Origin of the sequence: Nocardia xishanensis NBRC 101358, from assembly GCF_001613365.1 — a bacterium.
Taxonomy (GTDB): domain Bacteria; phylum Actinomycetota; class Actinomycetes; order Mycobacteriales; family Mycobacteriaceae; genus Nocardia; species Nocardia xishanensis.
On record NZ_BDCF01000032.1, the window covers coordinates 43,090 to 60,411 of the forward strand.

General features: G+C 69.7%; 20 protein-coding genes. 12 read left to right on the top strand and 8 right to left on the bottom strand.

Going from position 1 to position 17,322, the window contains the following annotated elements; genetic code table 11:
- Positions 1 to 50: 50 nt before the first annotated feature.
- On the bottom strand, positions 51 to 1,046 hold the full coding sequence (locus NX1_RS23130; RefSeq protein ID WP_068063313.1) for an aldo/keto reductase: 996 nt from the start codon (positions 1,044 to 1,046) through the stop codon (positions 51 to 53).
- Between the two features lie 61 nt (positions 1,047 to 1,107).
- On the opposite strand from NX1_RS23130, the gene NX1_RS23135 reads away from it, so the two are divergent.
- The 3 genes from NX1_RS23135 to NX1_RS23145 all read left to right on the top strand — a co-directional run bounded on the left by NX1_RS23135 (position 1,108) and on the right by NX1_RS23145 (position 4,088).
- Positions 1,108 to 1,980: a LysR family transcriptional regulator gene (locus NX1_RS23135; protein WP_068063222.1), complete on the top strand. Its 873-nt coding sequence runs from the start codon at positions 1,108 to 1,110 to the stop codon at positions 1,978 to 1,980.
- Between the two features lie 103 nt (positions 1,981 to 2,083).
- Positions 2,084 to 3,142 (top strand): alpha/beta hydrolase, encoded by a 1,059-nt coding sequence (locus NX1_RS23140; RefSeq protein ID WP_068063225.1) that lies wholly within the window; start codon positions 2,084 to 2,086, stop codon positions 3,140 to 3,142.
- A 136-nt stretch (positions 3,143 to 3,278) separates the two neighbouring features.
- The gene (locus NX1_RS23145; RefSeq protein ID WP_068063229.1) at positions 3,279 to 4,088 is read left to right on the top strand and encodes a VOC family protein; all 810 of its coding nucleotides are present in this window, start codon (positions 3,279 to 3,281) and stop codon (positions 4,086 to 4,088) included.
- Between the two features lie 85 nt (positions 4,089 to 4,173).
- On the opposite strand, the gene NX1_RS23150 is transcribed toward NX1_RS23145, so the two are convergent.
- Complete coding sequence (locus NX1_RS23150) at positions 4,174 to 4,962, bottom strand: helix-turn-helix transcriptional regulator (RefSeq protein ID WP_084501688.1); 789 nt, start codon at positions 4,960 to 4,962, stop codon at positions 4,174 to 4,176.
- A gap of 453 nt (positions 4,963 to 5,415) precedes the next feature.
- The gene (locus NX1_RS23155) at positions 5,416 to 5,679 is read right to left on the bottom strand and encodes a cold shock domain-containing protein (RefSeq protein ID WP_067779444.1); all 264 of its coding nucleotides are present in this window, start codon (positions 5,677 to 5,679) and stop codon (positions 5,416 to 5,418) included.
- Between the two features lie 157 nt (positions 5,680 to 5,836).
- Between NX1_RS23155 and NX1_RS23160 the strand changes: the two genes are divergently transcribed.
- Positions 5,837 to 6,319 carry a CinA family protein gene (locus NX1_RS23160; protein WP_068063231.1) on the top strand — a complete coding sequence of 161 codons (483 nt, stop codon included), beginning with the start codon at positions 5,837 to 5,839 and terminating at the stop codon, positions 6,317 to 6,319.
- A 7-nt stretch (positions 6,320 to 6,326) separates the two neighbouring features.
- Here the strand turns inward: NX1_RS23160 and NX1_RS23165 are convergent, their stop codons facing one another.
- A complete protein-coding gene (locus NX1_RS23165; protein ID WP_068063233.1) occupies positions 6,327 to 6,818 on the bottom strand; it encodes a VOC family protein in 492 nt (163 codons plus the stop codon).
- A 174-nt stretch (positions 6,819 to 6,992) separates the two neighbouring features.
- Between NX1_RS23165 and rfaE2 the strand changes: the two genes are divergently transcribed.
- The 8 genes from rfaE2 (at position 6,993) to NX1_RS23205 (ending at position 14,136) form a co-directional block, all read left to right on the top strand.
- Positions 6,993 to 7,505, top strand: a complete 513-nt coding sequence (gene rfaE2, locus NX1_RS23170) for a D-glycero-beta-D-manno-heptose 1-phosphate adenylyltransferase (protein ID WP_245668639.1) — start codon at positions 6,993 to 6,995, stop codon at positions 7,503 to 7,505.
- Positions 7,506 to 7,679: 174 nt separating this feature from the next.
- Positions 7,680 to 8,897, top strand: coding sequence for a glycosyltransferase (locus NX1_RS23175; protein ID WP_068063317.1), 1,218 nt, complete (start codon positions 7,680 to 7,682; stop codon positions 8,895 to 8,897).
- Between the two features lie 31 nt (positions 8,898 to 8,928).
- Positions 8,929 to 9,633, top strand: coding sequence for an SDR family oxidoreductase (locus NX1_RS23180; RefSeq protein WP_068063237.1), 705 nt, complete (start codon positions 8,929 to 8,931; stop codon positions 9,631 to 9,633).
- A gap of 25 nt (positions 9,634 to 9,658) precedes the next feature.
- A complete protein-coding gene (locus NX1_RS23185; protein ID WP_068063238.1) occupies positions 9,659 to 10,705 on the top strand; it encodes a glycosyltransferase family 9 protein in 1,047 nt (348 codons plus the stop codon).
- A gap of 358 nt (positions 10,706 to 11,063) precedes the next feature.
- A complete protein-coding gene (locus NX1_RS23190; protein WP_245668640.1) occupies positions 11,064 to 11,672 on the top strand; it encodes a D-sedoheptulose-7-phosphate isomerase in 609 nt (202 codons plus the stop codon).
- Entirely contained in the window at positions 11,669 to 12,664 is a 996-nt protein-coding gene (locus tag NX1_RS23195) for a PfkB family carbohydrate kinase (protein ID WP_157119976.1), read from the top strand. The genes NX1_RS23190 and NX1_RS23195 overlap by 4 nt, the downstream gene beginning before the upstream one ends.
- A gap of 159 nt (positions 12,665 to 12,823) precedes the next feature.
- A complete protein-coding gene (locus NX1_RS23200) occupies positions 12,824 to 13,021 on the top strand; it encodes a hypothetical protein (RefSeq protein WP_068063241.1) in 198 nt (65 codons plus the stop codon).
- A 161-nt stretch (positions 13,022 to 13,182) separates the two neighbouring features.
- Positions 13,183 to 14,136 (top strand): helix-turn-helix transcriptional regulator, encoded by a 954-nt coding sequence (locus NX1_RS23205; RefSeq protein ID WP_068063243.1) that lies wholly within the window; start codon positions 13,183 to 13,185, stop codon positions 14,134 to 14,136.
- A 4-nt stretch (positions 14,137 to 14,140) separates the two neighbouring features.
- Here the strand turns inward: NX1_RS23205 and NX1_RS23210 are convergent, their stop codons facing one another.
- The 4 genes from NX1_RS23210 to NX1_RS23220 all read right to left on the bottom strand — a co-directional run bounded on the left by NX1_RS23210 (position 14,141) and on the right by NX1_RS23220 (position 17,262).
- Complete coding sequence (locus NX1_RS23210) at positions 14,141 to 14,629, bottom strand: hypothetical protein (RefSeq protein ID WP_068063244.1); 489 nt, start codon at positions 14,627 to 14,629, stop codon at positions 14,141 to 14,143.
- Positions 14,630 to 14,830: 201 nt separating this feature from the next.
- Positions 14,831 to 15,232, bottom strand: coding sequence for an STAS domain-containing protein (locus NX1_RS23215; protein WP_068063245.1), 402 nt, complete (start codon positions 15,230 to 15,232; stop codon positions 14,831 to 14,833).
- A 358-nt stretch (positions 15,233 to 15,590) separates the two neighbouring features.
- Positions 15,591 to 15,749: a hypothetical protein gene (locus NX1_RS36485; protein ID WP_157119978.1), complete on the bottom strand. Its 159-nt coding sequence runs from the start codon at positions 15,747 to 15,749 to the stop codon at positions 15,591 to 15,593.
- 31 nt (positions 15,750 to 15,780) lie between these two features.
- On the bottom strand, positions 15,781 to 17,262 hold the full coding sequence (locus tag NX1_RS23220; RefSeq protein WP_068063246.1) for a long-chain-fatty-acid--CoA ligase: 1,482 nt from the start codon (positions 17,260 to 17,262) through the stop codon (positions 15,781 to 15,783).
- Positions 17,263 to 17,322 lie beyond the last annotated feature (60 nt).

Sequence of the window (17,322 nt, forward strand, 5' to 3'; positions counted from 1 at the left end):
TGAACCGGCGCAGACCGCGAGCGCGACGACGATCGCCGCGGTCGCCGGGATCAGTTCTCCAGCAGCGTCGCCCCCACCGCTTGCACGCTGTCGAGAACCTCATCGATGCGACGCAGGGTGTCGGCGTGCAGACCGACGTTCGCCGCGAACAGGTTGTCCTCGATGTGCGCGGGCGTGCGGCTACCCGGGATCGGGACCACGTGCGGATCCTGATGCAGCAGCCAGGCCAGCGCCAACTGGCTTCGGCTGATGCCGAGTTCGGTAGCTATCCCGTGCAGCGCGGCGTAGGAATCGTTGTTCGCCGCGAGATTGGCCGCGTCGAACCGGGGCAGATTGGCGCGGAAATCGTCGTCACCGACGCGATCGACCGTGCCGGTGAGGAATCCGGCGCCGAGCGGGCTCCACGCGACCACGCCGACACCCAGCTCCCGCGCCGTCGCCAGCAATTCGGGATCGACCGGACGCCACATCGACCATTCCGCCTGCACCGCTTGGACCGGATGCGCGGCGTGCGCGCGGCGCAGCTGCTCGGCGGTGACGTTGGACAGGCCGAGGTAGCGTACGAGGCCGTCGGCGACCAACTCGCCCACCGCACCCGCGGTGTCCTCGATCGGCACCTCGGGATCGGGGAAATGCGGGTAGTACAGGTCGATCACATCGGTGCCGAGGTTGCGCAGGCTCTGCTCGGCGTAGCCGCGCACGTAGCGCGGCTCGGCGTTGACGGCCAGCTCGCCGAAAGCGAAGCCCACCGGAAACTTGTGCGCCGCGGCGCCTTCGGGGATACGGAAGCCGAACTTGGTCGCGACGGTGACCTGGTCGCGGCGGCCGCGGATCGCGCGGCCGATCAGTTGTTCGTTGTGGCCGTCGGCGCCGTAGCCGTCGCTGGTGTCGACGAGCGTGGCGCCCTGGTCGAAGGCGTGCCGGAGCGCGGTGAGGCCGCGGTCGTCGTCGACGGCTCCGTACATGCCCGGCGAGAGCACCATCGCGCCGAAACCGACTGCGGACACCGGGATTTCGCCGAGCCGGCGGACGGGGATCTTGGTCATGGCACCACTCTCGCCGATGACGCCCGCTGCCGTCCAAGTCATATTGGTATAACCAACCGTTATGGACGTCGATCTGCGGGACCTGCGCTACCTCGTCGCGGTGGCGGAGGAGGCCAACTTCACCAGGGCCGCGGCGCGCGTCTTCGTCTCGCAACCGGCGCTGTCCAAGCAGATCCGGGCGCTGGAACGCCGTCTCGGCTTCGATCTGTTCGACCGCACACCACGCGGCGTCACGCTCACCGCGCAGGGCGCCGAGCTGCTGCCGACCGCGCGCGAAATCCTCGAACGATGGGATCGCGCCTACCCGCGCGCCCAGACGATCGGCCGCCAGCTGACCCTCGTAGTCGGCATGCAGACCGCGGTGGGACGAGACCTGCAGCGCCGCGCGATCACCCGGTTCCGCGCGACCGCGCCGGACTGGACCGTCTCGCTGCGCCTGGTCGGCTGGTCGGATCCGACGGCCGGGCTCGCCGACGCCTCCAGCGATGTCGGCATCGTCTGGCTGCCCATTCCGCTCGACGGGCTCGGCACCAGGGTCCTGCGGCGCGAAGCCCGCGGCGTGATGCTGCCCGAGGGGCACCCGCTCGCCGACCGCGACACGATCGCGTTCGCCGATCTGCTCGACGAGCCGTTCGTCGCCCTGCCGAGCGCCGCCGGGTCGCTGCGCGATCACTGGCTGGCGATCGAGGCACGCGACGGTCATCCGGTCCGTATCGGCGCCGAAGCCACCGGCGCCGACGAGACTTTCGAGGCCATCGCCTCCGGTCTGGGCGTCGCCTTGGTCGCGGCGGGCAACGCCGAACTCTACCGAAGGCCCGGACTGGTGTATCGCCCGGTCGACGGACTCGCGCCCGCCGAACTGGCCGTCGCGTGGCGCAGCGACGACACGCGACCCGCCACCGCCCTGTTCGTCGACTGCTTGACCGGGCACTGAGACGTGCGGCGCGCCGCGCGGAGATAGCCGAGTGGTTACTCGTCAGCCAGTACGGTGTGCCTGACAGTGTGCGACGGACCCGGACGAGTCACGGAGGTACACCATGGAGCGGCGAGCGCTCGGCAGGCACTCTAGCGTGCTCGCGGCGGTCGCCGCGGCGTTGCTCGGCACGCTCGTTCCCGGCACGGCGCACGCCGATCCGATCATCGCGAACGGCGCGTTGCTGGCCCGCCCGGTGGCGGCGGACGGTTCGCGCATACTGGATTTCACCATCGAGGACGACCGGCACCTGAGGTTGAACGTGTACTCGGCGGCCATGGACAAGCCGGTCACCGTCACCGTGCAGCGCCCCGCCGACACGTCGGCGCCACGCCCGACTCTGTACCTGCTCTCCGGCGCGGACGGCGGCGAGGGCACCGCGAACTGGGATGCCCGCACCCCGCAGGCGCTGGAATTCCTGAGCAGCAAGGACGTCAACGTCGTTCAGCCCATCGGCGGCGCGTTCAGCTACTACACGGATTGGCGGGCCCCGGATCCGAAACTGGGCGTGAACAAGTGGCAGACCTTCTTCAACAAGGAACTGCCGCCGCTGATCGACGGTGCGCTCGGCACCAACGGGCTCAATGCCATTGCGGGACTGTCGACTTCGGGCACCTCGGTGCTGCAACTGCCGATCGCCGCGCCCGGCCTCTACCGCGCGGCGGCGGCCTACAGCGGGTGCGCGCAGATCAGCGATACGATCGGATACTCGTTCGTCAATCTGGCCGTCGGACTGTGGGGCGGCGGCAATACCGACAACATGTACGGACCGGAGGGCGATCCGATGTGGGCGGCCAACGATCCGTACCTGAACGCCGAGCAGTTGCGCGGAGTGGAGCTGTTCATCTCCAGCGGCAGCGGGCTGCCCGGCCCATACGAGACGCTCAACGGCCCGTTCACGCCGCCGGGCGTCGGCGGACTGGTGAACCAAGCCCTCCTCGGCGGCCTGATCGAGGCGGGCGTGAACTATTGCAGCCACAATCTGCAAAGCAAGCTGAACGCGCTCGGCATCCCCGCGACGTACGACTTCCCGCCGACCGGAACCCACTCCTGGGGTTACTGGCTCGACGCGCTGATCGCGTCGTGGCCGGTGCTCGCACGCGGTCTGGAACTGCCCGCCTGAGCCAGCCATTCGCGGATTCGGTTCACGGCGCATTCCCCCAGCCCTCGCACGGATCGGTTTACCCTGGGTGACTGACCGGTTGCCAGGGCAATGCTGATATCCACTCATCGATCGTCGATCAGTAGGAGGAACGGATATGCCTACCCGTGACACCGCTTGGCCGCAGGGCACGCCGTGCTGGGTCGACTGCCAGGTCGACGACCCGAACCGAGCCAAGGAGTTCTACTCGGCGCTGTTCGGCTGGGAGATCGAGGCGGGCCCGCCGGACGCGGGCGGTTATCTGATGGCGATGCGCAACGGATCGCCGGCGGCGGGCATCGGACCCAAGCCGGAGAACATGGCGATGCCTTCGGTGTGGACGACCTACCTGGCCGCCGATCGCGCCGACGACGTGGCCGAGAAGGTGACCGCCGCGGGCGGCACCGTCCTGATGCCGCCGTTCGACGTGCTCGATGTCGGCCGTATGTTCATCGCCACCGACCCGACGGGCGCGGCCTTCGGCGTGTGGGAAGCCAAGCGGCACACCGGTGCGCAGATCTACAACGAGCACGGCGCGTACTGCTGGAACGAGCTGCACACTCCCGGATACCAGCAGGCGCAGCAGTTCTACTCCTCGGTCTTCGGCTACACCTACCAGGAGATCGGCGACGGCGAGAACTTCGTCTACTCGACCTTCACCGTGCCGTCCGGCAGCGATGTCGCGGGCGGCTTCAACGACGACACCAAAGGACGGCAGGCCGAGGCGCCCCCGCATTGGCTGGCCTGGTTCCAAGTGGACGACACCGACGCCGCGCTCGCCAAGGCGGCCGAGCTCGGCGCCGCCGTGCTGGCGGGACCCGACGACAGTCCCTTCGGCAGGATGGGCGTGCTCCGGGGACAGCAGGGCGAGGTGTTCGCGGTCATCGATCCGTCGCGCGCCGTCGGCCGGCCGCCGACGCCGAGCTGACCGAGCGCCCCGCCTCGAAGATCATCGACGTAGCTCCGCCCTGCGCACGCACAGTGCGCGGGCGGACTCGGTTCGGCCGCGCCCGTCAGACCGCGCGGCGCAGGCCGACGAAGAAGCGGACCCACCCCGGATAGCCTCCGGTATCCACCTCGTACATCTGGAAGTCGACGACGATCGGGCGGCCGTTCGCGCGCTCGCGCAGACGCAGGACCGCCGAGGCGTCGGCGAAATCCACCACACCGTCGCCCCACATGCGGCGGAAGTCCGGGTACCTGCCGAGCTCGTCGAGCAGCGCGGCCGACCATTCGCCCGGCGGTGTGCGGCCCATGCGCGCACGCAGCGTCGCGACCGAGAGGCGCGCGGCCTCTTCCCAGTCGACGAGGACGTCCGCGGCCACCGGATCGCCGAAGATCCAGTGCAGCAGATTGGCGCCTTCGGGCAGGCCGTGCAGAATGGCGGAGGCGACGGCGTTGCAGGCCAACAGGTTACAGCGGGAGTCGACATAGCCCGCCGGATTGAGGCCGTGCAACTCCAGGCCGTGCCGCATCGCCGGGGTGATGTCGGCGCGCAACTGGGCCACGGTGGGGATCACGGTGTCGACCAGTCCCGCCAGATCGAACAGGTGCCTGCGCTCGGCTCGGCTCAAGGCGTGCACCCCGTCCAGCGAGCGGGCCAGCGCCTCGACGACCGACCGCGTCGGATGATCGCGCTCGCCCTTCTCCAGGTGGGTGACGTAGCTGGCGCTCATGCCGGTGACCGTGGCGAGCTTCTCGCGGGAGATGCGGCGGTCGTCGCGCAGCTGCCGAAGCAATCCGCCGAATGTCGGCGGACGCACCGTATGCCGGTCGCCGTCTGCGCTCGGCCGTTCGACCACAGCAATCCTCCCGGGCACGTCGATCACCGCGGTGCACCGGCGTGGAACCGGCTGAGCGACCGATTGCCTCGGAGGATAACGGTAGCGATGGCAATGATCCAGCTAATCGGAGCCCGCCCGCAAGCGCGGCGTGTCGGCGCCCGACCGCGCGTGTCGACCAGCGCGGAAGCGTGCCTCTGCCGGGATTCGTTTGCCGCACACGGGGTATCCGAACCATGTCGGCCACTGATCCAGGACGGGGCCAGATCAGCGGTCCGGCGAACGACCGGGGCAGGACATCCGACTGCCGGCATCGTCAACGGCGACGACGGACCTCAACGGCGAGGACCACGTCCGGCGGACCGGGCCAACCCCGACGCGAAGTGGTACGGAAGTCGGCATCAGGAGCGAACGTCCTTGCACGCGAACGCCGACAGGCCGGCCACTGCCGCCGGCCCGTCCGAGCGCTCGCGCTCAGGCCGCCACTCGCCCTTTTCGGACGCCCTCGGCCAGCACACGCACGACAACGGCCTCGGGCCGTTCCCGCGATCGGATGAACGCGACCGGCTGCCCCTCGACGAGGGTGCGATAGCCGACCATCTCGATACTCGAATAGTCCACGTACACCAATGCGCGTGGATCCGACGCGGGTTCGATGAATCCGAACCCTTTCGGTGCGTCGAACCACGCCACCCTCCCGCGCGACCAGCTCGCAGTTCCCGACCGTGCAGGCGTCATGGGCATCACCTCCGGGTCCGAGCCGCCCCCTACGAGCAGCCAGTTACCGCCGATTTCCCGGTTCGCCGCGATCGAAACAGCGCCAGGGGGCCGATGTTCGCCGGGCGCGGCGCGCCGGTAACGTCGGACCGGACCCCGGACACAGGAGGCGAAGCTCGTGACGCAGGCAGACGAGCGGGCCGCCGAACTCGCGCGACTCGCCCTCGACCACGGCCTCTCCATCGCGGTCGCCGAATCGCTCACCTGCGGCCGGCTGGCCTGCTCGCTCGGCGCCGCGCCGGACTCGAGCGACTGGTTCCGCGGCGGTGTGGTGGCCTATCACCCCGACGTCAAACACCGGCTGCTCGACGTGCCCGACGTGCCGGTCGTCTCGGAGACCGCGGCCCGCGCGATGGCGACCGGCGTGCGCGCGCTCGTGGGCGCCACCGCAGCGGTCGCGGTCACCGGAGTCGGCGGACCCGATCCGCAGGACGGCGAGCCCGCGGGCTCGGTCTGGTTCGCGGTGGCCACCGGCGGCGAGGTGCGCGCCGAGCACCGCACGTTCGACGGCGACCCGGACCGCGTCCTCGACCAGACGGTCGACCACGCGCTCGACCTGCTCTTGGAGGCGACGAAAGCGCTACGAGCCGAGAATCTTTGAGCTCGAGTCAGGACGCCGAGCGCTTCACCTCGGCGAAGAACGCGCGCATGCCGTCGCCGATGTCGGCGAGTTCGATGTACGGCACGCCCTCGGAGGCGCCGTCGATGTAGGCGAAACGCATGTCCCCGCCTATGTCGCCGCTTTGCAGCACCGGAAGGCCGTCGCGCGCGGCCGCGGCGACGGCGGCGTCGAAGTCGGCCGGTTCGAAGCACACGTGGTGCAGGCCGGGGCCGCAGCGGGCGAGGAAGTCTGCATAGATGCTTTCCCCGCGGACCGGTTCGATCAATTCGAGCTGCATGTCGTCGAGGTACGACAGCGCGATGTGCGCGGTGAAATCGGCGGGACGGTCCCGGTAGGTGCATGTGCGCGGGCCGAATTCGACGCCGGTGATGCGTGTCCATTTCCGCACGCCGTATTGCGTGACGAAGAAGCGTTCCGCCTTCTCGATATCGTCGGTCACCCACGCGATCTGGGTGATCGGTCCATCACTGAAACCCATACCGGTTCCCGCGTTCGATCGCCGGGTCGGCCCTCGGATATCTGATGCTCATGAACCGACGTTAAGCGACTCCACTTAATCTCTCAATTCGAAGCGCTTAGATCGCGCTCGGTGTTTAGCGAGCACGGCGCGTGGAATCGCGAGAGCGGAGATCCGGCCGGTCGGAAGGACGCCATGAGCGATGCCATCGAATCGGACGGCGGCGCCGACCGAGGTAGCGAGGCGGTTCTGCCGCGCGGCCTGCTGGTCGAGACCCTCCGTCGGCATCGGGCGGCCGGTGCGCGGATCGTGTTCACCAACGGCTGTTTCGACGTGCTGCACGCCGGACACATCGCTTACCTGGACGAGGCCAAGCGGCTCGGCGACATCTTGGTCGTCGCGGTCAATTCCGACCGCAGCGTCCGGAGGCTGAAAGGTCCGGACCGCCCGGTGAATGCCGAGGGCGACCGCTGCGCGGTGCTGGCCGCCCTCCGCTGCGTCGATCACGTCACGATCTTCGACGAGGACACACCGGCGGAGCTGCTGCGGGCGACCGAACCGGACCTGTACGTCAAAGGCGGCGACTACCAACCGGAGACGCTGCCCGAGTCGCCGATCGTGCGCGCCTACGGCGGCGAGGTCCGTGTCCTCGGCTACCTCGCCGACCATTCGACCTCGGCGATGATCGATCGGATTCGCGGCCGGTGAAGCGGTGCGTCCGAACTCCCGCACGCGCCACTCGATCCGCCTTGTCGATTGGTCATGGACAAAGCGGGTAAGCGCCGCACATGGAAGCGCCGTGATCATCGCCGCACGCGGCGGACCGCCTCGATCCGCCGCCGCCGGATGTTCCGCCGGGCGCCGACGGAAAGGGAGTATCTCGTGAAGATCGCCATGGTTTCCGAGCACGCCAACCCCCTCGCCCAGCTCGGCGGCGTCGACGCGGGGGGCCAGAACGTGCACGTCGGCGAGCTGGCGGCCGCGTTCACCCGGCGCGGTCACGACGTCACGGTGTATTCCCGTCGCGACGATCCGGCGATCGACACCACGATCACCACCGACGCCGGTTATCGAGTCGTCCACGTGCCGGCCGGTCCGCCGAAACCTATTCCCAAGGACGACATCCTGGCCCATCTCGGCGAATTCACGACCTTCCTGCACGAACATTGGTCGACGCACCGTCCCGATCTGGTGCACGCGCACTTCTGGATGTCCGCGGTCGCGGCGGAGCTGGCCGCCACCCGCGAGCTCCGGATCCCGGTGGTGCTGACCTTCCACGCGCTCGGCACCGTGAAGCGCCGCTATCAGGGCGAAGCGGACACCAGCCCACCCTCGCGCATCAAGCTCGAAAGGCTGGTCGCACAACGCGCCCACCATGTGATCGCCACGTGCACCGACGAAGTCGAGGAACTCGTCCGCATGGGTCTTCCGCACGCGCGCGCCACCGTCGTGCCGTGCGGCGTCGACCTCACGCGATTCGGTCCGCACGGCCCGTCGGAACGGCGCGGCGCTCGCCACCGGCTGGTCTCGGTGGGCAGGCTGGTGCCCCGCAAGGGTTTCGACACCACCATCAGGGCGCTCGCGCAGCTGCCGGACGTCGAATTGCTGATCGCGGGCGGCTCCGCCGACGGCAACGACCCGACCGGCGCGGAAGCGCGGCGGCTACAGCAGGTGGCGACCGAGGCCGGGGTCGACGACCGCGTGCGTCTGCTCGGGCAAGTCTCTCGTGCGGCCATGCCCGCGCTGCTGCGTTCGGCCGACGTGGTCGTGTGCACGCCGTGGTACGAGCCGTTCGGAATGGTGCCGCTGGAGGCGATGGCCTGCGGCCGCCCCGTGGTGGCCAGCGCGGTGGGCGGACTGCTCGACACGGTGATCGACGGCGTCACCGGAACCCTGGTCAGCCCACCGGAACCGGGCCCGGTGGCGCGGGCGTTGCGCCCGCTGCTCGACGACGACGCGCTGCGCCGCGACTGGGGCACGGCCGGATATCAGCGGGCGCGCGGGCGCTACTCGTGGGATCGCGTCGCCGACGAAACCCTGACCGCATACCAGCGCGTGATCCCGGCGCCGTCGGCCACCAAGTTCGCGGCCGCCGGTTGACCTCCGTCATCGACCTCCGAAAGGACCTCTCGTGAGTCAACCGACGAACAACCGGCTCGGCACCGTTCTGATCACCGGCGGCGCGTCCGGCCTCGGCGCAGCGACGGTCGACGCCGTACACGCCGCGGGTGGCGTCGCGCTCGTGATCGACCGCGACAAACCGGACTCCGACGTCATCTGGGAATACGCGGATCTGGCGTATTCCGAAGACGCCGAGCGCGCGGTCCGTACCCTGATCGACCGCGCGGGCGGACGGCTCGACGCGGTGTTCACCGCCGCGGGCGTCGACTCCTGCGGCAAGCTCGACGAGGTCGCGACCGAAGACTGGGAGCGGGTCGTCCGGGTGAACCTGCTCGGCACCGCCGCGGTCATCCGCGCCGCGCTGCCCGCGTTGCGAGCCAGTCGCGGCACGATCGTCACTGTCGCCTCCACCCTCGGTCTGAAAGCCTTGCCCGACGCCACCGCCTACTGCGCCTCGAAATTCGGTGTGGTCGGGCTGACCAGGGCGCTGGCGGCCGAGACCGCGGGCGAGGTGGGGGTCACCCTGCTCGTGCCCGGCGGCATGCACACCGCCTTCTTCGACGGGCGGCCCGATCGGTACGCTCCGCCGCCCGGTATCGAACTGAACAAGCCCGAAGACGTCGCCGCCACGGCAGTGTTCGCCATGTCCCAGCCGCCCGGCTGCGAGATCAGGGAGATGGTCGTCTGCCATTCCACCGAACAGTCCTGGCCGTGAGCGACTTCGGCCATCTCGCGCCGGCATGACCGGGCACGTGCTGGCGGCCCGGCTCGACAGCGCGGGCGACGTCCTGGTCACCGGTCCCGCCGTCCGCGCCGTCGCGGCGCGGGCGGATCGAGTGACATTCCTGGCCGGGCAGCGCGGGCGGGCGGCCGCCGAACTGCTGCCCGGCGTGCATCGGGTGGTCGAATTCCAGGCGGGCTGGGTCGATTTCGACCCGCCGCCGGTCACCGCGACGACGATCGACCATCTTCGCACCGATATCGCGGCGCTCGGCGTGGACGAGGCGCTGATCTTCACCTCGTTCCACCAGTCGCCGCTGCCGCTGGCGCTGGTGCTGCGCACCGCGGGCGTCCGCAGGATCTGCGCGATCAGCACCGATTACCCTGGCTCGCTACTGGATGTGCGGCATCAGCCGGACGAGGACCTGCCCGAGCCGGTCAGAGCCGTCTCACTGGCGCGGGCGGCCGGTTATCCGGCGACCGACACTTCGATGCGAATCCGTGCCGATCTGCCCGACGTGCGGGCGCTGTCGGGCGGCCCGGGGTATGTGGTGTTCCATCCCGGCGCGGCCGTCCCGGCGCGGCGCATGTCGGCGGAACGGTCCGCGTCGATCGTCGCGGCGCTGTGCCGGGCGGGTCACCGGGTGCTGGTCACCGGCAGCCGGGAGGAGAAGGAACTGACCGCCGCCGTCGCGGCGGGCGTGGCCGAAGACTTGGGTGGCGCCACGGATTTCGCGATGCTGGCGGCCGTGCTGCGCGACGCCCGCGTGGTCGTCGCGCCCAATACCGCGGCCGCGCATCTGGCGGCGGCGGTGGGCACGCCGATCGTCTCGCTGTTCGCCCCCGTGGTTCCCGCGTGCCGTTGGGCGCCGCACGGTGTGCCGACGATCTTGCTCGGCGACCGGTCCGCGGCGTGCGCGGGCTCGCGGGCGCGCACCTGCCCGGTGCCAGGTCATCCGTGCCTGGAGGAGATCGAGGACGGCGCGGTGGTCGCCGCGGTGGCACAGCTGGCCGGCATCGAGCGCTCACTCGGCGCCGAAGATGATCTCGAGCAACGGGGCGCGTGAGCCGAAAAGCGCCCTCCACCAGGCGTATGGAGAACCGCTTCCGTTCGACGGTTTCGAAGTGCTCGGCCGGGGCATGTCCGAGACAAGGCGGTGCCCGCACCGCCATACCCTGCGGAAACGAGGAGGTCAGCAAGCGCGGAGCGGTTATGCCCCTCGCCGAGCCGGACAGCACGTCCCGCCTCAGTGTCGTTTCACGACACTCCATCACCGACACCACCGGTCTCGCCCGGCCCCGCACCGGTCCGGTCGATGCCGGAGGCGCTCGAACAGTGGCGGCGACTACGCCGCGCCGATATCCGCACCGGCGTGGTGACCGACCAGTACGGCGCGCGGGCGCGAGGAGGAAGGAATATCCATCGTGAACGGCGCAGCGAATCGGCATGGCAGGCCCGCTTCGGCCGAACTGGAAGAACACTTCGACGCGCTCGTCTCGGCGCTCGGTCGCAATATCCGGCCCGCGGTGGCCCGGGTGCTGTCCTGGGGCGAGCAGCTCGCCGTCGTCTACGACCGCGGCGGGCGATTGTTCGTGTGCGGCAACGGCGGCAGCGCCGCCGAAGCGCAGCATCTGACCGCCGAACTCACCGGCCGCTTTCGCGCCGAACGCCGACCGCTGTCCGCCATCTCCCTGCACGCCGAAACCTCCAGTCTCACCGCGATAGTCAACGACTACGGGTCCGACGAGATGTTCGCCAGACAGCTGCGCGCCCACGGCCGCCCCGGTGATGTCCTGATCGCGTTGTCCACCAGCGGCTCCAGCGCGAATGTCGTCGCCGCGGCCAAGACCGGACACGAAATCGGCCTCGCCACTTGGGCGATGACCGGACCGTCCCCCAACACCCTCGCCGCGCTGTGCGACGACGCGATCCCGATCGAAGCCGATGCCGTCTCCACCGTGCAGGAGATGCACCTGGTGCTGGTACACGCGCTGTGCACGGCGCTGGAGGCCGCGCTCGGGACGGATTCGTGATATCCGGGGGCCCGCTGGTCGTGGTGGGCGACGCGCTGCTCGACATCGAGGTCGAGGGCCGCGCGGACCGGTACAGCCCGGACGGGCACGTCCCGGTCGTCGACGTCACCGCGCGATCGTTTCGCCCCGGCGGCGCGGGACTCGCCGCGCTGCTCGGCGTCCAGGACGTCGCCGAGGTGGTGCTGGTGACCGGCGTCGCCGACGATCCGGCGGGTGAACGGCTCCGCGCGGCGATGCCGTCACGCGTTCGCCTCGTCCCGCTGCCGTTCGCGGGCAGCACGGTCTGCAAGGAGCGCGTGCGTGCGGTCGGTCCGTGCGCGGGAGCCAGCCCCGACGGCGTGCCCGTTCCGGTCACTCGCCTCGACTTCGGCGACGGGCGGGTGTCCCCTGATTCCGTCACCGCGGACGCGCGGACGGCCATCGCCTCGGCCTGCGCCGTTCTGGTCGCCGACTACGGCCGCGGCGCCGCAGCGCACCCGGAAATCCGGGCGTTGGTCGAGGAGCGGGCCCGTCGGGTGCCGGTCGTCTGGGATCCGCATCCTCGCGGCCCTGAGCCGGTGCGCGGCGCCGCGCTGATCACCCCGAACCGCGACGAGGCCGAGCGCTTCGTCCCCGATCGGCCGGATTTCGCGGGCCGCGCGAAGGTACTGACGGATCGCTGGGCGGCGCGGGCGGTCGCGATCACGCTCGGTGCGGACGGCGCGGTGTTGTATCGCCGCTTTCGGCCGAGCGTCTTGCATGTGCCGATCCCGGCCGAGCGCCGCGCTCCGGCCGCGGCGGACACCTGCGGCGCAGGAGACCGGTTCGCCTCCGCCGCGACCGTCGCCATGTCCGAGGGCGCCGAGCCGGAGAACGCGGTGCGGCACGCGGTCGTCTCGGCGACCGAATTCGTCCGCCGCGGTGCGGCTTCCGCGTTCGCCACGGCCCAGACGGCCTCGCGCGAGGCCGACCGGACACACACCGGCGTCGTGGCGCGCTCGGTGCACTGGTGAGTATCGCTCGCGCGGGGATTCGCTGCCGCGACGCTGGGTAACCGGCACGCGTGCGACGCGCTGCCGATCGTGGCCTACCCGACGCTGCCCGCGACGAGGACGGGTGCTGGGGCGACGGACCGCCGCTGCGGCACCGATGAGCACGGAAAGGAGGACAGCATGGAACGCGGTAACAGCAAGCACGGGCCGAAGCGCGACGACGAGCTCGCGCACGAATTGCAGGGCGCGCTGCGCAGCAACCGATCGGTTCGCGGCGAGGAGTGGCGCGATCCCGAACCGCTCGCTGACGAGGAAGAAGTCCTGACCGCTCGTCCCGAGCTCCCGCGTCCGGCCCCGCCGGACAACCCGCAACCCTGACGAGCACCGTCGCGGCGACGCCGACCCGGCCACGCCGAGACGGTCGTACCGGAATCGGGCTAGATTGGTAGTCCTCGCCCCGGTGCGTTCGCGCGCCGAGCCGCCGCGGGCGTCGTTCGATGCAGTCGCCCACCTGCGGGCACGGCCGAGGCGGAGCAGCGATGGACACGTTCGTTTTCGACAGCGAGGATCTCGACGCGACCGAGGCGATGCTGAACGCGGCCTACACCAAGATGCGGATCGGCAGCAGTCAGGGGCGGACGCGCACGAAGGTCGCCCGCGACGTGCTCGGCACGATCAGCGTCGACCAGCTGGAGCTGGGATTCGACATGGCCTACCGCGCCGACCCGCTCGGCCGCGTGTGCCTGTGCGATATGGAGAGCGGCGCCATCGAGGAAACCTTCGCCGACGGCTCGACAGACACCTTCGTGTCCGGGGACTTGGCGCTCATCGCGCCGCCGGACGAACCGTATTCCGGCGTTGTGCGCGGCGCGCGCTACCGGCTCACCATGTTCGACCCTGCGCTGCTCACCCAGGTCGCCGCGGCGATCCCAGGCCGCGGAGCCGGGCTGGTACGCCTGACGCATCATCGTCCGGTCTCCGACACCGCGGTCGCTGAGTTGCGTCAGGTGATCCGGTGGCTGCACCAGCACGTTCTCGACGTGCCCGAGGCGCGCGAATCTCCGCTCATCGCCGCCTCGGCCGGTCAGTGTCTCGCGGCGGGCGTCTTGCAGGCCTTCCCGAACAACGCGTCGCCGAATCCGACGGTCGTCGACCGAAGGGACGCCCACCCGGACACCCTGCGCCGCGCCATCGCCTACATCGAGGCGCACGCGAACGAGCCGATCACTGTGGCCGACATCGCGGCGGGCGCGTACGTGACCATCCGTGCCGTCCAGCTCGCGTTCCGCAGGCATCTGGATTCGACGCCGATGTCGTATCTCCGAAAGGTGCGGTTGGCCGGCGCGCACGAGCAGTTGCGCGCGACCGGGCCCGGCAGCGGGCAGACCGTCACAAGCGTCGCCGCGGACTGGGGTTTCGCGCATCCCGGCCGGTTCGCGAGCGCCTACCGCGAGGCCTACGGCGTCTCGCCGCAGACCACGTTGCACGACTGACAGGTCACTGTCCGCCGTCCAGCATCGCCGCGATCTCGCGGCACGCGGGGTTCAGCGCGCCGCCCAGGTCTGCGAAGACGTTCGGCCGGTCGGCGTAGAGGGCGAGCACCGCGACGCGGCCGTTGGCTCCGGCCACCTTGCGGCAGTGCAGTGAACGCAGACCGAGCAGACGCAGTTGCGCACGGCACTCGCTCCAGCGGATCTCGGCATCCAGATCGGCGACGGTCACGGCGGATTCGTCGCGCAGCGCCAGCCGGTTCGGCGCGGTCTCGCTGATCAGCTGCGCTTCCTCGGCCAGCTTCGCCCGCGGCGACGACCACGCCCTGATCCCGATCTCGTCACCGGAGCGGACCGTGAGCCCGACGAGCACACCCGGAGGAAAGCCCGTCGCCAGTTCTCGGAGGACCGCGTGCAGATCACGCAACGCGGCGGTGGGCCGCTCGATGGAAGGCACCGACGTCGGATCGGATGCCCACCGGCTCGTCTCGAGCATGGCAACTCCTTGGAACGGCCCGGGCGTTGGGCCGCGCGGGATCGACATGTCGGCGACAGCCACGGCGAAGACGCGACAAGACCACCGTTATCGAGCCTGTCAACACGCGGCGGAACCCCACAACACGGAGAACGAAGTCTCGGCGGAAGGCCGTCCAGAAAACGAAGCGCACCCGCTTCGAGCGGATTCAGCGCGGGCGGCTCACGGTCCCAGCGCTTCGTCCAGACTGACGTAATAGCAGAACATCGCCCGCACGCCGACCAGGTCGAGCACCCGGTCGATCTCGGCGTGACCCGACACCAGACGCAGGTCGACACCGTGTTCGGCGAGCTGCCGCTTGTACTCCCCCAACGCGAGGGCGGCGCGTATCCCGACGAAACGAGTGGCGCGGAAGTCGACGACGACGGCACTACAGCCGCGCTCGGGAATGGCGTCGAGTGCGGCGCACAATTCGGGAAGCCCGGCGAGATCCAGTTCGCCGTCCACCACCATCACGACGCAGCTGCCGCGCATGGCCACCGAGCGTCCCCCTGGCCGCCGCTTGTCGCGCATGTAGTGGTGTGTTCGCCCGACGCCGGACCGCACAACGATTTTCGTCGACATCGCAGAACCTCCCAACGGGATGGTGTCCCACCTGTCGACCCGACGACGCCAGGCGTCACCTGGTCGGTGCGATTCAACCGAGAACCGCGTGGGGCTGTGCTCGTCTGGAGAAATCCAGCCTGCGGCCGGTCCGGTACTTCGGCCATCGGCGTCGCGCGATCGAGCCACGATCCGCGGCCCCGGCCGCCCTCCTTAGTTGTGCTCCAAGCATAAGCCGGTAGCCGATCCACTTTCACCTGTTGCGGCGAAGGACCTGTCTACCTGCGCTTGCTCGCCGGGGCCTGCTATGGAAACCCCCTCGGATCCCCCTGCGGTTCGGCTGCCAGTCCGCCATCGACCTCTTCCGTCGATGCCTGCGTCACATCATCATCGGCATGCCGGGAAATATGCTGCTCAACCAGCCGGTCAGCATCCCCATGAGCTGGCCGAGCATGCCCATGTCCATGTCCATCATCACGAACACCTCCTCTCCGGTGCGTCCTCCCCTTTTTCGCCTACCCGGATCGGTATCGAACATGCCGTCGGACGATGTCCAGCTAGCAGCGCTTTCAGCCGTAGCGGCGCACGAGTTCGCGCTTGAGCACCTTGTGACTCGGACCGAGCGGCAACTGGTCGACGAACTCCACCCGGCGCGGATACTTGTGCTTGGCGAGGCGCTCGCGGCCGAAGGCGACGACCTCCTCCGCGGTCAGCGGTCCACCGGCGACGACGACCGCGCAGATCTCCTCGCCGTAGGTCTCGTCGGGCAGACCGATCACCGCGACCGCGTCGACGGCGGGGTGGTACAGCAGCGCCTCTTCCACCTCGCTGGGGTACACGTTGAAGCCGCCGCGGATGATCATGTCCTTGATCCGGTCGGCGATCGTCACATACCCGTCGGAGTCTTTCACGCCGAGATCGCCCGTCCGGAACCAGCCGTGCACCACCGCGCGGGCGGTGGCCTGAGGATTGCCGATGTATCCGTTGAACACGTTGTGCCCGCGGATCACGATCTCGCCGAGTTCTCCGGTGGGCAGCAGGACGATCTCGTCCGGCAGGCCGGGGTCGGCGATCTCCACCTCCACGCCCCACACCGCGTGCCCGACGGTGCCCGCGCGCGGCCCGAAGTCCGGCTGGTTCACCGCGGCGGTCGGCGAGGTCTCCGAGAGCCCGTAACCCTCCAGAATCCGGGTGCCGAACAGATCGTGAAAAGTCTCCAGCACCGGCTGCGGCAGCGAAGCACCGCCCGAGATGCACAAACGCAGGGGCGGTGCACCGAGTTTCGTTGCGGCGGTGATCAACCGGACATACATGGTCGGCACGCCGTGGAAGGTGTTCACGCCCTCGGCGTGCATCAGCCGGATGGCGGCGTCGGGGTCGAAGCGGGGCTGCAACACCAGCGTCGCGCCCGCGCGCCAGGTGGAGTTCATGGAGACGGTCTGGCCGAAGATGTGGAACAGCGGAAGCGCGCCGAGCGCGACGTCGTCGCCGCGAACGTCGTTGGCGTCGAAGGCGTTCACCGTCGCGTTCATGACCATGTTCAGATGGCTGAGCTCGGCGCCCTTCGGCTTGCCCGTGGTTCCGCTGGTGTAGAACACCACGGCCGGATCCCCGGGGGCGCGCGAGACGAACGAGCTGATCGGTTCCGCCACAAGGGCATTCGGATCGTGACAGCCGATGCCCGCCGCGTCCGCCGCGACCTGCCCGACACCAGCGAACTGCTCGTGGCACACCAGCAGCGTCGCCCCGCTGTCGCGCAGCACGTGCGTGGCCTCGTCGGCGGTCAGCAGCAGATGCACCGGGATCACCACTGCGCCCGCGGCGAGGATCGCGTAGTAGGCGCGCGGGAACTCGGCGGTATTCGGGCACATCAACGCGACGCGATCGCCGGGGCGCACCCCGAGTCCGATCAGGGCGGCGGCCTGTTCGCGGGCCTGCGCCCACAGCTCGGCGAATGTGATGCGCTGCTTGCCCTCGATCAACGCGATTCGATCCGGGCGGCGGCGCGCCTGCTCGGCCAGAATGCTCGCCAACGACAGCGTGGCGTTCATGCCACCTCCAAAACTAACGACGCAAGTTTTCTGCCACCGTAGAGCAGGGAAACTAGCGGT

What these genes read in the sequence shown, in the direction of transcription:
- NX1_RS36485 (WP_157119978.1), bottom strand. Translation starts at nt 15,749, where the DNA reads ATGTTCGATACCGATCCGGGTAGGCGAAAAAGGGGAGGACGCACCGGA.
- NX1_RS23130 (WP_068063313.1), bottom strand. Translation starts at nt 1,046, where the DNA reads ATGACCAAGATCCCCGTCCGCCGGCTCGGCGAAATCCCGGTGTCCGCA.
- NX1_RS23135 (WP_068063222.1), top strand. Translation starts at nt 1,108, where the DNA reads ATGGACGTCGATCTGCGGGACCTGCGCTACCTCGTCGCGGTGGCGGAG.
- NX1_RS23205 (WP_068063243.1), top strand. Translation starts at nt 13,183, where the DNA reads ATGGACACGTTCGTTTTCGACAGCGAGGATCTCGACGCGACCGAGGCG.
- NX1_RS23220 (WP_068063246.1), bottom strand. Translation starts at nt 17,262, where the DNA reads ATGAACGCCACGCTGTCGTTGGCGAGCATTCTGGCCGAGCAGGCGCGC.
- NX1_RS23200 (WP_068063241.1), top strand. Translation starts at nt 12,824, where the DNA reads ATGGAACGCGGTAACAGCAAGCACGGGCCGAAGCGCGACGACGAGCTC.
- NX1_RS23165 (WP_068063233.1), bottom strand. Translation starts at nt 6,818, where the DNA reads ATGGGTTTCAGTGATGGACCGATCACCCAGATCGCGTGGGTGACCGAC.
- NX1_RS23215 (WP_068063245.1), bottom strand. Translation starts at nt 15,232, where the DNA reads ATGTCGACGAAAATCGTTGTGCGGTCCGGCGTCGGGCGAACACACCAC.
- NX1_RS23145 (WP_068063229.1), top strand. Translation starts at nt 3,279, where the DNA reads ATGCCTACCCGTGACACCGCTTGGCCGCAGGGCACGCCGTGCTGGGTC.
- NX1_RS23140 (WP_068063225.1), top strand. Translation starts at nt 2,084, where the DNA reads ATGGAGCGGCGAGCGCTCGGCAGGCACTCTAGCGTGCTCGCGGCGGTC.
- NX1_RS23185 (WP_068063238.1), top strand. Translation starts at nt 9,659, where the DNA reads ATGACCGGGCACGTGCTGGCGGCCCGGCTCGACAGCGCGGGCGACGTC.
- rfaE2 (WP_245668639.1), top strand. Translation starts at nt 6,993, where the DNA reads ATGAGCGATGCCATCGAATCGGACGGCGGCGCCGACCGAGGTAGCGAG.
- NX1_RS23155 (WP_067779444.1), bottom strand. Translation starts at nt 5,679, where the DNA reads ATGACGCCTGCACGGTCGGGAACTGCGAGCTGGTCGCGCGGGAGGGTG.
- NX1_RS23210 (WP_068063244.1), bottom strand. Translation starts at nt 14,629, where the DNA reads ATGCTCGAGACGAGCCGGTGGGCATCCGATCCGACGTCGGTGCCTTCC.